Origin of the sequence: Klebsiella sp. CB_Kp196 (assembly GCF_040061575.1) — a bacterium.
Classification (GTDB): Bacteria; Pseudomonadota; Gammaproteobacteria; order Enterobacterales; family Enterobacteriaceae; genus Klebsiella; species Klebsiella michiganensis.
Genome location: NZ_JBEAFH010000063.1, coordinates 38142 through 56582, shown reverse-complemented (window position 1 = coordinate 56582; position 18441 = coordinate 38142). Strand labels below are relative to the sequence as shown.

Annotated in this window: 16 protein-coding genes and 1 pseudogene; 12 read left to right on the top strand and 5 right to left on the bottom strand. The window is 58.3% G+C overall.

All coding sequences use genetic code 11. From position 1 onward, the window contains the following. Nucleotides 1–154 precede the first annotated feature (154 nt). The 3 genes from ABLU87_RS23260 to ABLU87_RS23250 are packed head-to-tail and all read right to left on the bottom strand — an operon-like array spanning nt 155 to nt 1870. Entirely contained in the window at nt 155–358 is a 204-nt protein-coding gene (locus ABLU87_RS23260) for a YpfN family protein (protein WP_004123464.1), read from the bottom strand. 27 nt (nt 359–385) lie between these two features. Next, complete coding sequence (gene dapE, locus ABLU87_RS23255; RefSeq protein ID WP_004853076.1) at nt 386–1513, bottom strand: succinyl-diaminopimelate desuccinylase; 1128 nt, start codon at nt 1511–1513, stop codon at nt 386–388. 3 nt (nt 1514–1516) lie between these two features. Continuing rightward, the gene (locus ABLU87_RS23250; RefSeq protein ID WP_004853073.1) at nt 1517–1870 is read right to left on the bottom strand and encodes an ArsC family reductase; all 354 of its coding nucleotides are present in this window, start codon (nt 1868–1870) and stop codon (nt 1517–1519) included. Between the two features lie 386 nt (nt 1871–2256). Here ABLU87_RS23250 and ypfM point away from each other — a divergent pair, with 386 nt between their 5' ends. Continuing rightward, entirely contained in the window at nt 2257–2316 is a 60-nt protein-coding gene (gene ypfM, locus ABLU87_RS23245) for a protein YpfM (RefSeq protein WP_100181659.1), read from the top strand. Nucleotides 2317–2453: 137 nt separating this feature from the next. Here the strand turns inward: ypfM and acrD are convergent, their stop codons facing one another. Beyond that, a complete protein-coding gene (gene acrD / locus ABLU87_RS23240) occupies nt 2454–5567 on the bottom strand; it encodes a multidrug efflux RND transporter permease AcrD (RefSeq protein WP_004853071.1) in 3114 nt (1037 codons plus the stop codon). A 381-nt stretch (nt 5568–5948) separates the two neighbouring features. Between acrD and aegA the strand changes: the two genes are divergently transcribed. From aegA to ABLU87_RS23225, 3 genes and pseudogenes are all read left to right on the top strand, one after another. Next, on the top strand, nt 5949–7913 hold the full coding sequence (aegA, locus tag ABLU87_RS23235) for a formate-dependent uric acid utilization protein AegA (RefSeq protein WP_025106618.1): 1965 nt from the start codon (nt 5949–5951) through the stop codon (nt 7911–7913). Nucleotides 7914–7971: 58 nt separating this feature from the next. Then, nucleotides 7972–8569: pseudogene (gene nudK, locus ABLU87_RS23230) on the top strand (GDP-mannose pyrophosphatase NudK). Between the two features lie 65 nt (nt 8570–8634). Next, nucleotides 8635–9702 (top strand): DUF1176 domain-containing protein, encoded by a 1068-nt coding sequence (locus tag ABLU87_RS23225; RefSeq protein WP_032720557.1) that lies wholly within the window; start codon nt 8635–8637, stop codon nt 9700–9702. Here ABLU87_RS23225 and tkt read toward each other — a convergent pair. Beyond that, on the bottom strand, nt 9671–11665 hold the full coding sequence (gene tkt, locus ABLU87_RS23220) for a transketolase (protein ID WP_122116645.1): 1995 nt from the start codon (nt 11663–11665) through the stop codon (nt 9671–9673). The two genes, ABLU87_RS23225 and tkt, sit on opposite strands and share 32 nt — an antisense overlap. 289 nt (nt 11666–11954) lie before the next feature. Here tkt and maeB point away from each other — a divergent pair, with 289 nt between their 5' ends. From maeB to eutN, 8 genes are all read left to right on the top strand, one after another. Beyond that, nucleotides 11955–14234 carry an NADP-dependent oxaloacetate-decarboxylating malate dehydrogenase gene (gene maeB / locus ABLU87_RS23215; protein ID WP_004853066.1) on the top strand — a complete coding sequence of 760 codons (2280 nt, stop codon included), beginning with the start codon at nt 11955–11957 and terminating at the stop codon, nt 14232–14234. A 159-nt stretch (nt 14235–14393) separates the two neighbouring features. After that, on the top strand, nt 14394–14729 hold the full coding sequence (gene eutS / locus ABLU87_RS23210; protein WP_004123425.1) for an ethanolamine utilization microcompartment protein EutS: 336 nt from the start codon (nt 14394–14396) through the stop codon (nt 14727–14729). A 12-nt stretch (nt 14730–14741) separates the two neighbouring features. After that, nucleotides 14742–15221 (top strand): ethanolamine utilization acetate kinase EutP, encoded by a 480-nt coding sequence (gene eutP, locus ABLU87_RS23205; RefSeq protein WP_009654912.1) that lies wholly within the window; start codon nt 14742–14744, stop codon nt 15219–15221. Further along, complete coding sequence (gene eutQ / locus ABLU87_RS23200; RefSeq protein ID WP_014230335.1) at nt 15199–15891, top strand: ethanolamine utilization acetate kinase EutQ; 693 nt, start codon at nt 15199–15201, stop codon at nt 15889–15891. The genes eutP and eutQ overlap by 23 nt, the downstream gene beginning before the upstream one ends. Continuing rightward, nucleotides 15888–16691 (top strand): ethanolamine utilization cob(I)yrinic acid a,c-diamide adenosyltransferase EutT, encoded by an 804-nt coding sequence (gene eutT, locus ABLU87_RS23195; RefSeq protein ID WP_014839175.1) that lies wholly within the window; start codon nt 15888–15890, stop codon nt 16689–16691. The genes eutQ and eutT overlap by 4 nt, the downstream gene beginning before the upstream one ends. After that, nucleotides 16688–17704, top strand: a complete 1017-nt coding sequence (pta, locus tag ABLU87_RS23190; RefSeq protein WP_032750862.1) for a phosphate acetyltransferase — start codon at nt 16688–16690, stop codon at nt 17702–17704. The genes eutT and pta overlap by 4 nt, the downstream gene beginning before the upstream one ends. A 41-nt stretch (nt 17705–17745) precedes the next feature. Beyond that, nucleotides 17746–18036 (top strand): ethanolamine utilization microcompartment protein EutM, encoded by a 291-nt coding sequence (gene eutM / locus ABLU87_RS23185; protein WP_000387720.1) that lies wholly within the window; start codon nt 17746–17748, stop codon nt 18034–18036. Nucleotides 18037–18150: 114 nt separating this feature from the next. After that, nucleotides 18151–18438, top strand: coding sequence for an ethanolamine utilization microcompartment protein EutN (gene eutN / locus ABLU87_RS23180; protein ID WP_004853058.1), 288 nt, complete (start codon nt 18151–18153; stop codon nt 18436–18438). Nucleotides 18439–18441: the final 3 nt, after the last annotated feature.

Below are 18441 nucleotides of genomic sequence, written 5' to 3'. Positions count from 1 at the left end.
CCCGTAGCCCGGGCAAGGCGCGTTAAGCGCCGCCCCCGGGAAAAGAGCGCAGAGTAGGATATTTTCCCGGAGGCGATGCTGCGCATCAGTCCGGGCTACTTGACCCGCGTCGAACTCGCCGGGCGATTGCTTTATGGCAATCCGCAGTAAGATGTTACTTCTTCTTCGACGGGTCGTTCTTCGGCCAGTCGTCATCGTCGTCCCACTTGTCGTTGAAGTCGCGATGCGGGGGCAGATCCGGTTTATTGTTGAGAAATTTTTTGTGGTCAACGCGGGTCAGATCTTTAATCACGTTGATCATCACGCCCACCAAAAATACCAACACCAGAACCCACCAGTATTTCGTTAGCCAATCCATGCGCTTACCTCTTCTCTATTGATGCCGTCAGGCGACCAGCTGTTCCATGATGCGTTGGTACATCCGCGCCAGCAGCTGGAGGTCGGCGGCATTCACACACTCGTTTATTTTATGAATGGTGGCGTTCACCGGCCCCAGTTCAACCACCTGCGCGCCCATACGCGCGATAAAGCGCCCGTCGGAGGTGCCGCCGTTGGTCAGCAGCTGCGGTTTTATTTCATTATAGTGCTCAATGGCGTTAACCACCGCATCAACCAGCTTACCGCGGCTGGTCAGGAACGGCTGGCCTGAGAGCCACCAGTCGACGCTGTAGCGCAGCGCGTACTTCTCCAGCAGCGCCACGACGCGCGCTTTAATCATTTCGTCGGTCAGCTCGGTGCTAAAGCGGAAGTTGAACTGGACGAACATATCGCCGGGAATTACGTTGTTGCTGCCGGTGCCGGACTGCACGTTAGCGATTTGCATACTGGTCGGCGGAAAGAACTCGTTGCCCTTATCCCATTCGATATTCACCAGCTCCGCCAGCATCGGCGCGGCGCGGTGCACCGGGTTATCGGCGAGATGCGGGTAGGCCACGTGCCCCTGTACGCCGTGAATGGTCAGGTTGCAGGTCAGAGAGCCGCGACGGCCGTTTTTCACCACATCGCCGACGACTTCGGTGCTGGAGGGTTCGCCGACCAGGCAATAATCCAGGCGCTCGTTGCGCGCCATCAGTGCTTCAACAACCTTAACGGTGCCGTTTTTCGCGCTGGCTTCTTCATCAGAAGTGATCAGGAAGGCCAGACGACCTTTATGATTTGGATACTGAGCGACAAAACGTTCGGCGGCGACGACCATTGCCGCGAGCGAGCCTTTCATATCCGCGGCGCCGCGGCCAAACAGCATGCCGTCGCGAATGGTGGGTTCAAAGGGGGGGTTAATCCAGCGATCGGCGTCCCCCGACGGGACGACATCGGTATGGCCGGCAAACGCCAGCGTTTCCCCGCGCCCGCGCCAGGCCCAGAAGTTTTGGGTATCCCCGAAATCCATCGGTTCAACGGTAAAGCCAATCGCACGCAGGCGTTCAATCATTAACGCCTGGCATCCCGCATCATCGGGGCTGAGGGAAGGGCGGCGAATAAGCTGCTGAGCCAGCTCAATGACCGGGCAAGACATAGACTACACCTCGTTAAACTGCTGATAACTTGATTCACTGAAACCCAGCAGCATAGGCTGACCGGGCGCGCAGAGCAATGGGCGTTTAATGATTGCCGGCATTTCCAGCATCAGTTTTGCCGCAGCGTCGGCGTTATTGATACCGGCGCGGACCGTTTCATCCAGCTTGCGCCACGTCGTCCCCCGGGTGTTAAGCAGGGCTTCCCAGCCGAGTTCAGCGATAAAGGTATCTAATAAAGTGCGATCCAGACCATCGACACGATAATCATGAAAGCGATATTCTATCTGCTGCGTCTCCAGCCAGCGGCGAGCCTTTTTTATGGTGTCGCAGTTTTTTATCCCGTACATGGTAAGCATGATTAAACCTTTTCCGTTGAATTAAACGATTGGCTAAGAATGTTCCGAATATATAAGCCCTGAATAAATAATACGTGAAATGCTTTAATAAATATCGTTTTTTCCCGTCGGGATATATTCATTGTTACATTTTGGCTGTTTTTTGAACGCCCCCTGACGGCGTTTCCTGGCCTCGAGGCGGATTCCGGTGATTCAGGCTGATGAACAAATGTTGCTAAATGTTGCTGTTGGTCACATTAAAATGCGCAAAATCGGCTCATAGTACTTACGAATGAAAGAGAACGTTCCGCAGGGGGTAATGAAAGTTATCAGTACGATAGCGCAAACAGGCTTTTAACCATCAATGAATTTGCATAAAATCACCCATAATAATAAGAGAGGCTATTATGATTGAACACGAACTGGGGAACTGGAAAGACTTTATCGAAGGCATGCTTCGTAAATAGTTTTCCGCAATAAAAGCATGGCGATTTCACAGGCAGAATAATAATGCAGTTGAAGCGACCACATGAAAAAGGCGACCTGTCCGGTCGCCTTTTCTGTTATTTGGCCCTGGCGAAAATATCGTCAGGGCGCGTCCCGATTATTGCGGCCGTTCCTTGAGCGGGAAGCGGCGGCGTACCAGCACAAAGAACAGCGGCACGAAGAAGATAGCCAGCACCGTGGCGGAAATCATCCCGCCCATCACCCCGGTGCCGACGGCATGCTGGCTGCCGGAGCCCGCCCCGGTGCTGGTGGCCATCGGCAGTACGCCGAAGATAAACGCCAGTGAGGTCATCAGGATCGGCCGCAGACGCTGGCGGCAGGCGGAGAGCGTGGCGGTAAGCAGATCTTCGCCTTTCTGATTCAGCTCATTGGCAAATTCGACAATAAGAATGGCGTTCTTCGCCGACAGGCCGATAACCGTCAGCAGGCCCACCTGGAAATAGACATCGTTTTCCAGTCCGCGCATCCAGGTCGCCAGCAGCGCGCCGATAACCCCCAGCGGCACCACCAGCATCACCGAGAACGGCACCGACCAGCTTTCATACAGCGCCGCCAGGCACAGGAACACCACCAGCAGCGAAATGGCGTACAGCGCCGGCGCCTGCGCCCCGGAGAGCCGCTCCTGATAAGACATCGCCGTCCATTCGAGACCAAAGCCGTTCGGCAACTGCTGGGCCAGCTCTTCCATAATCGTCATGGCGGTACCGGTACTGACGCCCGGCGCGGCTTCACCGACGATCTCTACCGCCGAGTAGCCGTTGTAGCGCTCCAGACGCGGCGAGCCGGTCTCCCAGCGCGAGGTCGCGAAGGCGGAGAAGGGCACCATCGTACCGCTGCTGTTGCGCACGTACCACAGGTTGATATCGTCCGGCAGCATGCGATACGGCGCGGCCGCCTGAACGTAGACCTTCTTCACGCGGCCGCGATCCATAAAGTCGTTGACGTAGCTTGACCCCCACGCGGTCTGCAGGGTGTCGTTGATATCGTCGATAGAGACGCCCAGCGCCTGCGCTTTACGCTGATCGATGTCCACCTGAAGCTGCGGACTATCGTCGAGGCCGTTGTGGCGGACGCGGGTGAGCTGGTTATTTTTGCCGGCTAGCTCCAGCAGGGTATCGCGGGCGGCCATCAGCGCTTCGTGTCCGTTGCCCGCGTGATCCTCCAGCTCCATATCGAAACCGGCGGAGCTGCCCAGACCGCTGATGGCCGGCGGACTGCTGGCAAAGACGCGCGCTTCTTTAATTTTGTTAAACGCTTTGGTTGCGCGTTCGATGATGGCAAAAGATGAACCGGTTGTGGGATCGCGTTCGTCCCAGTCCTTCAGGCGTACGAACATACGCGCCACGTTCTGGCCGTTGCCGCCGGGGCCGGAGCCGATGGTCGCGAACACCGATTCAACGTTTTGCTTCTCATTGTTCAGGAAGTAGTCTTCCGCCTGCTGCACCACCTTCAGGGTTTGCTGTTGGGTTGAGCCGCTCGGCAACTGCACCGAAGTGGTAAACATGCCGCGGTCTTCCAGCGGCAGGAATGACGTGGGCAGATGCAGAAACAGAAAGACCATCCCGCCCAGCAGCAGGACGTAGATCATTATCCAGCGCAGCGAACGATGAAGAATTTTGCCGACCGCGGTTTCGTAGCGGCTGGCGTTACGGTTAAACGTGCGGTTAAACCAGCCAAAAAAGCCCCGCTGCCCGTGGGTTTCGCCTTTATGAACGGGTTTAAGCAATGTGGCGCACAGCGCCGGGGTGAGGATCATCGCCACCAGCACCGACAGTACCATCGCCGAGACGATGGTAATCGAGAATTGGCGGTAGATCGCGCCGGTGGTGCCGCCGAAGAAGGCCATCGGCACAAATACCGCCGATAGCACCATGGCGATACCGACCAGCGCGCCCTGAATCTGCCCCATTGATTTTCGCGTCGCTTCACGCGGCGAGAGGCCCTCCTCGCTCATAATACGCTCGACGTTCTCTACCACCACGATGGCATCGTCCACCAGCAGGCCTATCGCCAGCACCACCGCGAACATGGTTAAGGTGTTGATGCTGTAGCCGCAGGCGTAAAGGACGGCAAAGGTTCCCATCAGCACCACCGGAACGGCGATGGTCGGGATCAGCGTGGCGCGGAAGTTCTGCAGGAACAGATACATCACGAGAAAGACCAGCGCGATGGCTTCAAGCAGCGTTTTCACGACGTCGGTAATCGACGCCTTAACGAATGAGGTGGTTTCGTAAGCGACTTTATATTCCAGGCCGTGCGGGAAATATTGCGACAGCTCGTTCAGACGGCTGATGACGCGTTCAGCGGTCGCCATTTCGTTTGCGCCAGAGGCCAGCTTAACCCCCAGCCCGGACGCCGCCTGGCGGTTGTAGCGGCTGAGGTAATCGTATTTTTCCGCCCCCATCTCGACGGTGGCGACGTCGCCAAGGGTGACTTCCGAACCGTCCTGATTAACCCGCAGGGTAATATCACGGAACTGTTCCGGCGTTTGTAACAGCGATTGTGAATTAATCGTCGCGTTGAGCGCCTGTTTATCCACCGACGGCGTGCCGCCCAACTGGCCGACGGCGATCTGCGCGTTCTGCGAAGAGATGGCATCAGTGACGTCTTTCGCCGTCATCTGAAAGCTGTTGAGTTTGGCCGGATCGAGCCAGATGCGCATCGAATACTGCGAACCATAGGCGTCAATATCTCCGACGCCGTTGACCCGGCTGAGCGGGTCCTGAATATTACTGGCGACGTAGTCGGCGATATCCTGTTTATCCATACTGCCGTCGGTAGAGACGAAGGCGATCGTCAGGATATTGGTATCCCCGGTTTTACGCACCGTTACGCCCTGGTTTTGGACGGCCTGCGGCAGTTTGCGCATCGCCGACTGTAGCTGGTTCTGCACCTGCTGGACCGCTTCATCCGGATCGGTCCCGGCGGTAAAGCTCAGCGTCACGGTGGCCTGGCCGGTGCCGCTGCTCTGGGATGACATATACATCAGGTTATCGAGGCCGGTCATATTTTGCTCGATAACCTGGGTGACCGTATTTTCCAGCGTCTGTGCCGAAGCGCCCGGATAGTTCGCTGTGATCCGTACGTTAGGCGGGGCAAGGTCGGGATATTGCTCAACGGGAAGCGACAAAATTGCGAGCGTACCGGTCAGGCATAAAAGTATTGCCAGTACCCACGCAAAAATGGGGCGATCGATAAAAAAATTCGCCATCAGAATTAGGACCTCATTTTGCACATTTTTTTGTTATTGCACAGCCTGTGACACTCTAGCGGCAAGCCCTCAGGCAATCGTGGAGAAAATAAGGAGATAGTGTAATTTATCGTGTGCCTTTTATGGCAGCGTAAAGAACTCTCTTTCTTCCTCTATCTGCTCCTTCCTTTCGGCGCGCCGCCGCGGTGGCGCATACGTAGCGCATTATTACTTAGCTAAATAAAACGTGATTTCATTTAAGTCAAAAAAATTGATCCACCTCGGGTTATTACCAAAAAATCGGCAACCTGTGCAAATGCACATTGTTCCGGCACCGTTTTGTCGGGTAATAGATAGGCATGCGAATTGAGGGGTTATTCACCACGAAGACTGAAGGATGTCATGAACCACTTTATTTTAAGCGATAGTCATAAGTGCATCGGATGCAAGGCTTGTGAAGTTGCCTGCGTCATGGCGCACAACGATGAGCAGCATGTTTTGACCCCGCAGCGTTTTTTGCCGCGCATTACGGTTATCAAAAACGAGCAAAAACGTAACGCCGTAACCTGCCACCATTGTGAAGGGGCGCCGTGCGCCCGCAGTTGTCCCAATGGCGCCATCAGCCAGCTTAACGACAGCGTCCAGGTTAATCAGGAGAAATGCATCGGCTGTAAATCCTGTATGGTTGCCTGCCCGTTTGGCGTGATGCAAATCGTCCTGACGCCGGTACAGGAGGAGAGGGTCAAAGCGACGGCGCATAAATGCGATTTGTGCAGCGGTCGCGAAGAGGGGCCCGCCTGCGTACAAAACTGCCCGGCCGAAGCGCTGGTGCTGGCAACGGACAGCACGCTGGTGAATCTGGCGAAACAGCGGCGTCAGCGCGCGGCGCGTCTTGGCCACCCCGGCGCGGCGATGGCGCCTTGCTCCGCGGGCAAAGTCGCGCAGATGGCCGCGACGCCGCCGCGCGGCGAGCCCGACAAGCTATCCGCCGAGGCGCGTAAGGCCAATTTTAGCGAAATTTATCTGCCGTTCAGCGCCGGGCAGGCCAACCGCGAGGCGGAGCGCTGCCTGACGTGCGGCGAGCACAGCATTTGTGAATGGACCTGTCCGCTGCATAACCATATTCCGCAGTGGATTGAACGCGTGAAAGAGGGGGATATTTCCGCCGCCGTGGAGCTTTCTCACCAGACCAACTGCCTGCCGGAAATTACCGGCCGCGTCTGCCCGCAGGATCGCCTGTGCGAAGGGGCCTGCACGCTGCGCGATGAGCACGGTTCGGTGACTATCGGCAACATTGAACGCTATATCTCCGACCAGGCGCTGGCCAACGGCTGGCGGCCGGATCTTTCTCAGGTCGTTGAAAGCGGCAAGCGGGTGGCGATTATCGGCGCGGGTCCTGCCGGGCTCGCCTGCGCCGACCGTCTGGTGCGTAACGGCGTGAGTCCGGTGGTCTTTGACCGTCACCCGGAAATTGGCGGTCTGCTGACCTTTGGTATTCCTGCCTTTAAGCTGGATAAATCTCTGCTTGCCCGGCGGCGGGAAATCTTTACCCAGATGGGCGTGCGCTTTGAGCTGAACTGCGAGATAGGCAAAGATATCCCGCTGACGACGCTGCTTGATGACTATGACGCGGTATTTATTGGCGCCGGAACCTATCGCTCGATGAAAGCGGATCTGCCGAATGAAGACGCGCCCGGCGTATATGACGCGCTGCCGTTCCTGATAGCCAACACCAAACAGGTGATGGGGCTGCTTGAGCTGCCGGAAGAGCCTTACGTCAACACCGAAGGGCTGAACGTCGTGGTGCTCGGCGGCGGCGATACGGCGATGGACTGCGTGCGTACCGCGCTGCGCCACGGCGCGAAGCAGGTTACCTGCGCCTATCGTCGCGATGAAGCCAATATGCCTGGTTCGAAGAAAGAGGTGAAAAACGCGCGCGAAGAGGGGGCGCAGTTTGAATTTAACGTCCAGCCGGTCACCCTGGAGCTGAACGAAAAGGGACACGTCAACGGCGTACGCTTTCTGCGTACCCGGCTGGGCGCGCCGGACGCTCAGGGGCGCCGCAGCCCGTCGCCAATCCCCGGAAGCGAGTTTGTCATGCCCGCCGACGCGGTGATCATGGCTTTTGGTTTCCATCCGCACGGTATGCCGTGGCTGGAATCGGTGGGCGTTAAGCTCGATAGCCGGGGTCGAATCAAGGCCAATGTGGAAAGCCGCTACCGCTACCAGACCACCCATCGCAAAGTGTTTGCCGGCGGCGATGCGGTGCGTGGCGCCGATCTGGTGGTGACCGCCATGGCGGAAGGCCGCCACGCGGCGCAGGGGATAATGGACTTCCTCGAGGTTAAATCGATTCCGCTTCACTGACGACAAAGCGGGCTTCACAGCGTAGTATGGAATCGTCATTTCACGCTGTGGGGCTCGTATGTCACTCAATATCAACATTATCAAAGATAAAATCCTCTCCGAAAACTGGTTCCTTTTGCGCAACATGACCTATGAACTGACGCGCAGCGACGGCAGCGTGGTTCGCCATAGACGCGAAGTCTACGATCGCGGCAACGGCGCTACCATCTTGCTGTATAACCGCCATAAGCAGACCGTCGTGCTGGTTCGCCAGTTCCGCATCGCGACCTGGATAAACGGCAACGAAGACGGGATGCTGATTGAAACCTGCGCCGGGCTGTTGGACAGCGATGAGCCGGAGGAGTGCGTGCGCAAAGAAGCCATTGAAGAGACCGGTTTCGAAGTGGGTGAAGTGCGCAAACTGTTTGAACTGTTTATGTCGCCCGGCGGCGTCACCGAGCTTATCTATTTCTTTATTGCCGAATATAACGATACTCAGCGGGCCAACGATGGCGGCGGCGTTGATGATGAAGATATTGAGGTGCTGGAGCTCCCTTATCATCGGGCGCTGGAGATGATGGCGAACGGGGAGATCCGCGATGGCAAAGCGGTGATCCTGCTGCAATATTTGCAAACCTCCGGGCTGATGAACGGGGATCTCTGATAAATCCGATTGAGTAAAACCTCGCCGCTGGTGAACATAGCCGCTGTGTATGGCGTTTTCTCCGGGGTTGTGCCGCTCATGTTGCATCGGGTTATTTTGTTTCTGCTTTTCGGTTTACTGCCGACGTCGCTGGTGCGGGCGGCGCCGGCACAACAGCTCTTCAATGACTGGCAGGTAACCTGCAACAATCAGAACTTCTGCGTGGCCCGCAACGTCGGGCTGCATCACGGCCTGGTCATGACCCTCACCCGCAGCGCCGGGGCGGCTACCAGCGCCAGCCTGCGCATTGAACTCGGCGGCGTGGGCAATCCGGTCGCGGCGCTGGCGCCGATTGCGCCGCGCCTTCGCCTCGATGGTAAACCCCTGTCTTTGGGCGATAAACATTGGCAGATCGCCGACAAACTGCTTGAAACCGACGATAGCGTCACCATTGATGCCTTTCTGCAGCAGGTGCAGGCAGCAAAGGCGATAACCCTCGAAAATGGCCTGCAGGCCATCTCTTTACAGGGGCTGAAAGCCGCCCTGCTGTTTATCGATAGCCGGCAGAAGCGCGTGGGGAGCGAAACCGCGTGGGTAGGGAAGGGGGAAGAGCCGCCGCTCAGCGTTCCGCCCGCCCCGGCGCTGCGCTCGGTGGCGAGAATCGACGTGGCGGAGTCCCCCCTCAGCCGCGATGAACTTAACGATCTCATGGATTATGGCAACGAGCGCATGAACAGCAGCGCCTGTTCGCTGGATCCGTTTCGCCGCGAGGTGCGGGTTGCCGCGCTGACCGACGATAGGGTGCTGCTGATGACCAGCTGCGAAGCGGGCGCCTACAACACCATTTGGCTGGCCTGGCTGGTGTCGCGCCAGCGGCCGTATATTGCTCATCCGGTACGGCTCACTCTGCCTTTCCAGCCCCCCGGCGACGGGCCGCGCGATGTCGAACTGGTAAACGCCCGCTACGACGATCGACGCCAGGAACTGGTGACGCTGGATAAAGGGCGCGCGCCCGGCGACTGCGGGACGCAAACGCGCTGGCGCTATGACGGCCAGCGGTTTAGCCTTGTACGCTACGCGCGGCAGCCGCAGTGCGATAACTGGCAGGGGCCAGACGCCTGGCCCACGCTCTGGGTTACCCGTTCAGTACCTCGTCCCCCACGGTAACGATATGCTCAACGGTAAAGCCGAAGTAAGGGAAGAGCTTATCCGCGGGGGCCGATTCACCGTAGCCGGTCATGCCGACGATTTTGCCTTTTAGCCCCACATACTTATACCAGTAGTCGGCGATGCCGGCCTCAACCGCGACGCGGGCGCTGACGTCCGACGGCAGGACCGATTCCCGGTAGGCTTCCTCCTGGGCATCAAACACGTCGGTCGATGGCAGGGAGACCACGCGCACGTTCACCCCTTTGGCCAGCAGCTTCTCCGCCGCCAGCACGGTGATCTCGACTTCCGAACCGGTAGCTATCAGGATCAGGTCCGGCTTGCCGCCAGCGTCCTTCAGCACGTAGCCGCCGCGGGCGATATTCTGTACCTGCTCCGGCGTGCGCGCCATTTGCGCCAGATTTTGCCTTGAGAGGATCAGCGCCGTCGGCCCGCTGTGACGTTCGACCGCCAGCTTCCACGCCACCGCGGCCTCCACCTGATCGCACGGTCGCCAGGTGCTGAAGTTTGGCGTCAGGCGCAGGCTGGCCAGCTGTTCTACCGCCTGGTGCGTCGGACCATCTTCGCCGAGACCGATGGAATCGTGGGTATAGACCATGATTTGCCGCGCTTTCATCAGCGCCGCCATACGCGCCGCGTTGCGGGCATATTCGACGAACATCAGGAAGGTGGCGGTATAGGGGACAAACCCGCCGTGATGCGCGATGCCGTTGGCGATGGCCGTCATCCCGAACTCGCGTACGCCGTAGTGGATATAGTTACCCGCCGGATCCTCTTTCAGCGAAGTCGACCCTTTCCAGATGGTCAGGTTGCTGGGCGCGAGGTCAGCGGAGCCGCCCAGCAGTTCCGGCAGATGCGGGCCGTAGGCATCGAGGGCATTTTGCGAAGCCTTGCGGGTGGCGATTTTCGCCGGGTTAGCCTGCAGATCGGCAATATACTTCCGCGTCGTTTCATTCCACGACTCAGGCAGTCCGCCGCTCATGCGCCGCGTAAACTCCGCCGCCAGCTGCGGATGGGCCTGCTGATAGGCGGCAAACTTCTCCTGCCAGCTTTTCTGCGCCTTTTGTCCCTTTTCACGCGCGTCCCAGGCCCGGTAGATCTCTTTCGGGATCTCAAACGCCGGGTGATGCCAGCCCAGCTGCTGGCGCGCCAGCGCCACTTCCTGTTCTCCCAGCGCCGCGCCGTGGGCCTCTTCTTTCCCTGCTTTATTCGGCGAACCAAAGCCTATCACCGTACGGCAGATAATCAGCGAGGGTTTGTCCTTCACGCTCTGGGCTTCCAGAATCGCTTTCTTCACGGCTTCGGGGTCGTGGCCGTCAATTTCATGCACCACATGCCAGTGATAGGCCTCAAAGCGTTTTGCCGTGTCATCGGTAAACCAGCCTTTGGTTTCGCCATCAATGGAAATGCCGTTGTGGTCGTAGAAGCCGATCAGCTTGCCCAGTCCTAACGTCCCCGCCAGAGAGCACACTTCGTGAGAAATCCCCTCCATCAGGCAGCCATCGCCCATAAACACGTAGGTGAAGTGATCGACGATCTCATGATCTGGCTGATTAAACTGGGCCGCCAGCGTGCGCTCGGCGATAGCCAGGCCCACGGCATTCGCCAGTCCTTGCCCCAGCGGACCGGTGGTGGTTTCCACTCCCGGCGTATAGCCAATCTCCGGGTGGCCCGGGGTTTTTGAATGCAGCTGACGGAAGTTTTTTATCTCTTCGATGGGCAGGTCATAGCCCGTCAGATGCAGCAGGCTGTAGAGCAGCATCGACGCGTGGCCGTTGGAGAGAATAAAGCGGTCGCGATCGTACCATTGCGGGTTTTCAGGATTGTGCTTGAGGAAATCGTTCCATAGCACCTCGGCGATATCGGCCATACCCATTGGCGCGCCGGGGTGGCCGGAGTTAGCTTTCTGGACTGCATCCATACTCAGGGCGCGGATGGCGTTGGCTAGTTCTCTACGGGACATAATGTGCTCCTGAAACAATAGGTTACATGAGTTTTTATTGGTTTAGGATAGAGAGGGTGATGAGTTGCATAACTAAAAAGCATAGCAGACGGGGCTATCATTGCTTCTGAAACTAAGTTACATAAACAATATAAATCGATAACAAATATAACTTTGTTATGGCGAGAGTTTGGCGGTGTTCAAAGTTTACGAAGCCGTCAGGCGAGATACTAGGTGGCCCTTTAGGGTGAACACCAGGTACGCGATAACGTTTCACCCCCTACGATCGATACGTGAAAGGAACGATAAAATGGATGAGCAGTTAAAACAAAGCGCCCTTGATTTCCACGAATTCCCGGTCCCCGGAAAAATCCAGGTCTCCCCGACCAAACCGCTGGCTACCCAACGCGATCTGGCCCTGGCCTACTCGCCGGGCGTCGCCGCGCCCTGCCTGGAAATCGAGAAGGATCCGCTGGCAGCCTATAAATATACCGCGCGCGGCAACCTTGTGGCGGTGGTCTCCAACGGCACAGCCGTTCTGGGGCTGGGCAATATCGGCGCGCTGGCCGGTAAGCCGGTGATGGAAGGCAAAGGCGTTCTGTTTAAAAAATTCGCTGGTATCGATGTGTTCGATATTGAAGTCGATGAACTGGACCCGGACAAATTTATCAACGTCGTCGCGGCGCTGGAGCCGACCTTCGGCGGTATCAACCTTGAAGATATTAAAGCGCCGGAGTGCTTCTACATCGAGCAAAAGCTGCGCGAGCGCATGAATATTCCGGTTTTCCATGACGATCAGCACGGGACGGCGATTATCAGTACCGCGGCGATTCTTAACGGTCTGCGGGTGGTGGAGAAAAACATCTCCGACGTGCGGATGGTGGTCTCCGGCGCGGGCGCGGCGGCGATTGCCTGTATGAACCTGCTGGTAGCGCTGGGGATGCAGAAACACAACATCGTGGTCTGCGACTCGAAAGGCGTTATCTATAAGGGCCGCGAGCCGAATATGGCGGAGACGAAAGCGGCCTATGCGGTTGAAGACAGCGGCAAACGCACGCTGGATGACGTGATTGACGGAGCGGACATTTTCCTCGGCTGCTCGGGCCCGAAAGTGCTGACTCAGGAGATGGTGAAGAAAATGGCCCGCGCGCCGATGATTCTGGCGCTGGCTAATCCGGAGCCGGAGATTCTGCCGCCGCTGGCGAAAGAGGTGCGCTCCGACGCCATTATTTGTACCGGCCGCTCCGACTATCCGAACCAGGTAAACAACGTGCTGTGCTTCCCGTTCATCTTCCGCGGCGCGCTGGACGTCGGCGCAACGGCGATTAACGAAGAGATGAAGCTGGCGGCGGTGCACGCGATTGCCGAGCTGGCGCACGCTGAACAGAGCGAAGTGGTGGCCTCCGCCTACGGCGATCAGGATCTGAGCTTCGGCGCGGAATATATCATTCCGAAGCCGTTCGACCCGCGGCTGATCGTCAAGATTGCTCCGGCAGTAGCGAAAGCGGCGATGGACTCCGGCGTCGCGACCCGCCCGATCGCCGATTTTGATGCGTACATCGAGAAGCTCAGCGAGTTCGTCTACAAAACGAACCTGTTTATGAAGCCGATTTTCTCGCAGGCGCGCAAAGAGCCGAAGCGGGTGGTGCTGGCGGAAGGCGAAGATACCCGCGTACTGCACGCGACTCAGGAGCTGGTCTCCCTTGGGCTGGCGAAACCGATTCTGATCGGTCGTCCCGGCGTCATTGAGATGCGCATCCAGAAGCTGGGACTGCAGATCAAAGCCGGGGTTGATTTTGAGATCGTCAATAACGAATCCGATCCGCGCTTCAAAGAGTACTGGAATGAATATTACACCCTGATGAAGCGCCGCGGGATCACCCAGGAGCAGGCGCAGCGGGCGGTGATCAGCAACACTACGGTCATTGGCGCGATCATGGTGCAGCGCGGCGAAGCCGATGCGATGATCTGCGGCACCATCGGTGACTATCACGAGCACTACAGCGTCATTCAGCCGCTGTTTGGCTACCGCGAAGGGGTTCATGCGGCCGGGGCGATGAACGCGCTGCTGCTGCCGAGCGGCAACACCTTTATCGCCGACACCTACGTCAACCACGATCCCTCGCCGGAGCAAATTGCCGAGATCACCCTGATGGCGGCAGAAACCGTTCGTCGATTCGGGATTGAACCGCGGGTGGCGCTGCTGTCGCACTCGAACTTTGGTTCCTCGGACTGCCCGTCCGCCAGCAAAATGCGTCAGGCGCTGGAGCTGGTGAAGGCGCAGGCGCCGGAGCTGATGATCGATGGCGAAATGCACGGCGATGCCGCGCTGGTGGAAAGCATTCGTAATGAGCGGATGCCGGACAGCCCGCTGAAAGGTTCGGCCAATATTCTGGTGATGCCGAATATGGAAGCGGCGCGTATTAGTTACAACTTACTTCGCGTCTCCAGCTCTGAAGGCGTCACCGTCGGACCGGTGCTGATGGGCGTCGCGAAGCCGGTGCATATCCTGACGCCAATTGCTTCGGTACGGCGTATCGTGAATATGGTCGCGCTGGCGGTTGTTGAAGCGCAAACTCAGCCGCTGTAATTTTCATTTAATTATTTCAGGCGCGGGAATTCTCCCGCGCTTTTTTATTTCTGTTTATAAGTGATCTATCTCACCTTTCAAATCAACTTGCCGAATTTTGTTATTTACTCCAGCGGAAACTTGTCACGATAAGCGCAAGTTTTAGCGGAGCGGTGAGCCATGGATAAAGAACGCATCATTCAGGAATTTGTACCCGGCAAGCAGGTGACGCTGGCGCATCTGATTGCGCACCCTGGGGCAGAACTGGCGAAAAAGATCGGCGTTCCCGAATCCGGCGCTATCGGCATTATGACCTTAACCCCTGGAGAAACCGCCATGATCGCCGGTGATTTAGCGATGAAGGCCGCCGATGTGCATATCGGTTTTCTCGACCGGTTTAGCGGAGCGCTGGTGATTTACGGCTCGGTCGGCGCGGTAGAAGAGGCGCTGCTGCAGACGGTGAGCGGGCTTGGCCGATTATTAAATTACACCCTCTGCGAGTTAACCAAAAGCTAATTAGAGGCGGCAATGAAACGTATTGCATTTGTCGGTACGGTGGGCGCGGGAAAAACAACGCTATTTAATGCGTTGCAGGGAAATTATTCCCTGGCGAGAAAAACGCAGGCCGTGGAATTTAACGAGAAAGGCGATATTGACACCCCGGGGGAATATTTCAGCCATCCGCGCTGGTACCACGCATTAATTACCACGCTGCAGGATGTTGATACGCTGATTTATGTCCACGCGGCAAATGATACCGAAAGTCGCTTACCCGCCGGGCTACTGGATATTGGCGCGAATAAACGACATATCGCCGCGATCAGCAAAACGGATATGCCGGACGCCGACGTCGCCGCGGTGCGGCAACTGCTGTACGGGATGGGGTTTCAGGAGCCGATTTTCGAACTCAACGCTCACGACCCGCAAAGCGTAGAGCATCTGGTGAATTACCTGAGTGAGCTCAGCCAAAAGGAGGAAGGGGCAGGTGAAGAAACTTATCACAGCTAACGATATTCGTGCGGCCCACGCGCGAGGCGAAGAGGAAATATCGGTTGTGCTGCGCGCCAGCATCATCACCCCGGAAGCCCGCGAAGTCGCGGAGCTGCTGGGCGTCGCCATCCAGGAGTGCGATGAATCCGCGCCAGAGCCGGCAGTCCCGGCGGCAGAGGAAAAAACCGAAAGCCAGCGCATTCGCGAAACCATTATTGCCCAGCTGCCGGAAGGGCAGTTTACCGAAAGCCTGGTGGCGCAGCTGATGGAAAAAGTGATGAAGGAGAAGCAGTCGCTGGGGATGGACGCGATGCAGCCCAGCTTTAAGGCGGTCACCGGTAAAGGCGGCGTAAAGGTCATTGACGGCAGCAGCGTGAAATTCGGCCGCTTCGACGGCGCCGAACCGCACCGCGTCGGCTTAACGGATTTGGTCACCGAGCAGGACGGCAGCAGTATGGCCGCCGGGTTTATGCAGTGGGAAAACGCCTTCTTCCCCTGGACGCTGAACTATGACGAGGTCGACATGGTGCTGGAGGGCGAACTCCACGTGCGCCATGAAGGCGAAACCATGGTGGCCAAAGCCGGGGACGTGATGTTTATCCCGAAAGGCTCCAGCATTGAATTCGGCACGCCGTCGACCGTGCGCTTCCTGTACGTCGCCTGGCCTGCGAACTGGCAATCGCTATGAAAGATTTTATTACCGAAGCCTGGCTCAGAGCGAACCATACGCTCAGTGAAGGAGCAGAAATTCATCTGCCCGCCGACGCCCGTCTGACGCCTTCGGCCCGGGAGCTGCTGGAAAGCCGCCGTCTGCGCATTAAGTTTCTCGACGAGCAGGGCAGCCTGTTTGTCGATGACGACGCGCAGCAGCCGCAGCCGGTACACGGTTTAACCAGCAGCGGTACGCATCCGCAGGCCTGCTGCGAACTGTGCCGCCAGCCGGTAGACAAAAAACCGGACACCCTGACCCATCTGACGGCGGAAAAAATGGTCGCCAAAAGCGATCCGCGGCTGGGCTTTCGCGCCGCCCTCGACGCCACCATCGCCCTGGCGGTATGGCTGCAAATCGAACTGGCGGAGCCCTGGCAGCCCTGGCTGGCGGATATCCGCTCGCGCCTGGGCAATATTATGCGCGCCGACGCCGTGGGTGAACCGCTGGCGGCGCAGTCTATCGTCGGGCTGAACGAGGATGAACTGCATCGCCTTTCCCACCAGCCGCTGCGCTATCTCGACCACGATCATCTGGTGCCGGAAGCCGGCCACGGCCGCGATGCCGCGCTGCTCAATCTGCTGCGAAGCAAAATACGCGAAACGGAAACGGTCGCCGCGCAGGTCTTTATTACCCGCAGTTTTGAGGTCTTACGTCCGGACATTCTGCAGGCGCTCAACCGCCTCTCCAGCACCGTCTACGTGATGATGATTTTAAGCGTGGCGAAACATCCGCTAACCGTCAGTCAGATCCAACAGCGTCTGGGAGGGGAGCAATGATTATTCAACGCGCCCGTCAACTGGCTTTGCGTTCGCCCGCCCGGGTGGTGTTTGCGGACGCGCTGGATATCCGCGTCCTCAAAGCGGCGCACTACCTCCAGCAGCAGGGGCTGGCAAAGCCGATTTTGATCGCCAGCCCTTTTGCCCTGCGCCAGTTCGCCCTCAGCCACCGCCTGCCGATGGACGGTATGCAGATCGTCGACCCGCACAGCAACCGGCAAATGCGTGAAGCGTTTGCCCGGCGCTGGCTTGCCCGCGCCGGAGAAAAAACGCCGCCGGACGCGGAGGAAAAACTCAACGACCCGCTGATGTTCGCCGCCGCCATGGTCAGCGCCGGGAAGGCCGACGTGTGTATTGCCGGCAATCTCTCCTCGACGGCGAACGTGCTGCGCGCCGGATTACGCATTATTGGCCTTCAGCCGGGCTGCAAAACGCTGTCGTCGATCTTTCTGATGCTGCCGCAGTACGTCGGACCGGCGCTGGGATTTGCCGACTGCAGCGTGGTGCCGCAGCCGACGGCGGCGCAGCTGGCGGATATCGCCATCGCCAGCGCGGAGACATGGCAGGCCATTACCGGCGAGGAGCCGCGGGTGGCGATGCTGTCGTTTTCCAGCAGCGGCAGCGCCCGTCATCCCAACGTCGCCAACGTACAGCAGGCCACAGAGATCGTACGTCAGCGCGCTCCGCAGCTGATGGTGGATGGCGAACTGCAGTTTGACGCCGCCTTCGTGCCGGAGGTCGCCGCGCAAAAAGCGCCCGCCAGTCCGCTGCAGGGGCGGGCCAACGTGATGGTTTTTCCGTCGCTGGAAGCCGGCAACATCGGCTACAAAATCGCCCAGCGCCTGGGCGGCTATCGTGCGGTCGGGCCGCTGATTCAGGGGCTGGCCGCACCGCTCCACGACCTCTCCCGAGGCTGTAGCGTGCAGGAAATTATCGAACTGGCGTTAGTGGCAGCCGTGCCGCGCCGGAGTGACGTAAGCGGCGAGTGCCGCTTACCCACGCAGGTTGAATGAACGGTCCCGTTCTGGACCCCCTTAAGTAAGAGGAAAACACAATGGAAGCATTAGGAATGATTGAAACCCGGGGCCTGGTTGCGCTGATTGAGGCCTCTGATGCGATGGTGAAAGCCGCGCGCGTGAAGCTGGTTGGCGTGAAGCAGATTGGCGGCGGTCTGGTGACCGCGATGGTGCGCGGCGACGTGGCGGCCTGCAAAGCCGCTACCGATGCCGGCGCCGCTGCGGCGCAGCGCATCGGCGAGCTGGTATCGGTGCACGTGATTCCGCGTCCGCACGGCGATCTGGAGGAGGTGTTCCCCATCAGTTTTAAAGGCGACAGCAACATCTGATGGTCGGGCCGGATAAGACGCGCCAGCGTTGCCCTCCGGCATTAACGCGCGCCATTGCCTGATGGCGCTGCGCTTATCCGGCCCACGACTTACCACGCAATTCAGGGAGGCGGTATGAAACTGGCAGTCGTCACGGGACAGATTGTCTGCACCGTCCGCCATCAGGGGCTGGCGCACGACAAGCTGCTGATGGTGGAGATGATTGATGCCGCGGGCAAGCCCGACGGGCAGTGCGCCGTCGCCATCGACAGCATCGGCGCGGGGCCCGGCGAATGGGTGCTGTTGGTGAGCGGAAGCTCGGCGCGACAGGCACACCGCAGCGAGGCGTCTCCTGTCGATTTGTGCGTCATCGGTATCGTCGATGAAGCGGTGGCCGGCGGTCAGGTGATTTTCCATAAATAGGAC

Coding starts and splice junctions, on each gene's coding strand:
- ABLU87_RS23260 (WP_004123464.1), bottom strand. CDS start 358: ATGGATTGGCTAACGAAATACTGGTGGGTTCTGGTGTTGGTATTTTTG.
- dapE (WP_004853076.1), bottom strand. CDS start 1,513: ATGTCTTGCCCGGTCATTGAGCTGGCTCAGCAGCTTATTCGCCGCCCT.
- ABLU87_RS23250 (WP_004853073.1), bottom strand. CDS start 1,870: ATGCTTACCATGTACGGGATAAAAAACTGCGACACCATAAAAAAGGCT.
- acrD (WP_004853071.1), bottom strand. CDS start 5,567: ATGGCGAATTTTTTTATCGATCGCCCCATTTTTGCGTGGGTACTGGCA.
- aegA (WP_025106618.1), top strand. CDS start 5,949: ATGAACCACTTTATTTTAAGCGATAGTCATAAGTGCATCGGATGCAAG.
- ABLU87_RS23225 (WP_032720557.1), top strand. CDS start 8,635: ATGTTGCATCGGGTTATTTTGTTTCTGCTTTTCGGTTTACTGCCGACG.
- tkt (WP_122116645.1), bottom strand. CDS start 11,665: ATGTCCCGTAGAGAACTAGCCAACGCCATCCGCGCCCTGAGTATGGAT.
- maeB (WP_004853066.1), top strand. CDS start 11,955: ATGGATGAGCAGTTAAAACAAAGCGCCCTTGATTTCCACGAATTCCCG.
- eutS (WP_004123425.1), top strand. CDS start 14,394: ATGGATAAAGAACGCATCATTCAGGAATTTGTACCCGGCAAGCAGGTG.
- eutP (WP_009654912.1), top strand. CDS start 14,742: ATGAAACGTATTGCATTTGTCGGTACGGTGGGCGCGGGAAAAACAACG.
- eutT (WP_014839175.1), top strand. CDS start 15,888: ATGAAAGATTTTATTACCGAAGCCTGGCTCAGAGCGAACCATACGCTC.
- pta (WP_032750862.1), top strand. CDS start 16,688: ATGATTATTCAACGCGCCCGTCAACTGGCTTTGCGTTCGCCCGCCCGG.
- eutM (WP_000387720.1), top strand. CDS start 17,746: ATGGAAGCATTAGGAATGATTGAAACCCGGGGCCTGGTTGCGCTGATT.
- eutN (WP_004853058.1), top strand. CDS start 18,151: ATGAAACTGGCAGTCGTCACGGGACAGATTGTCTGCACCGTCCGCCAT.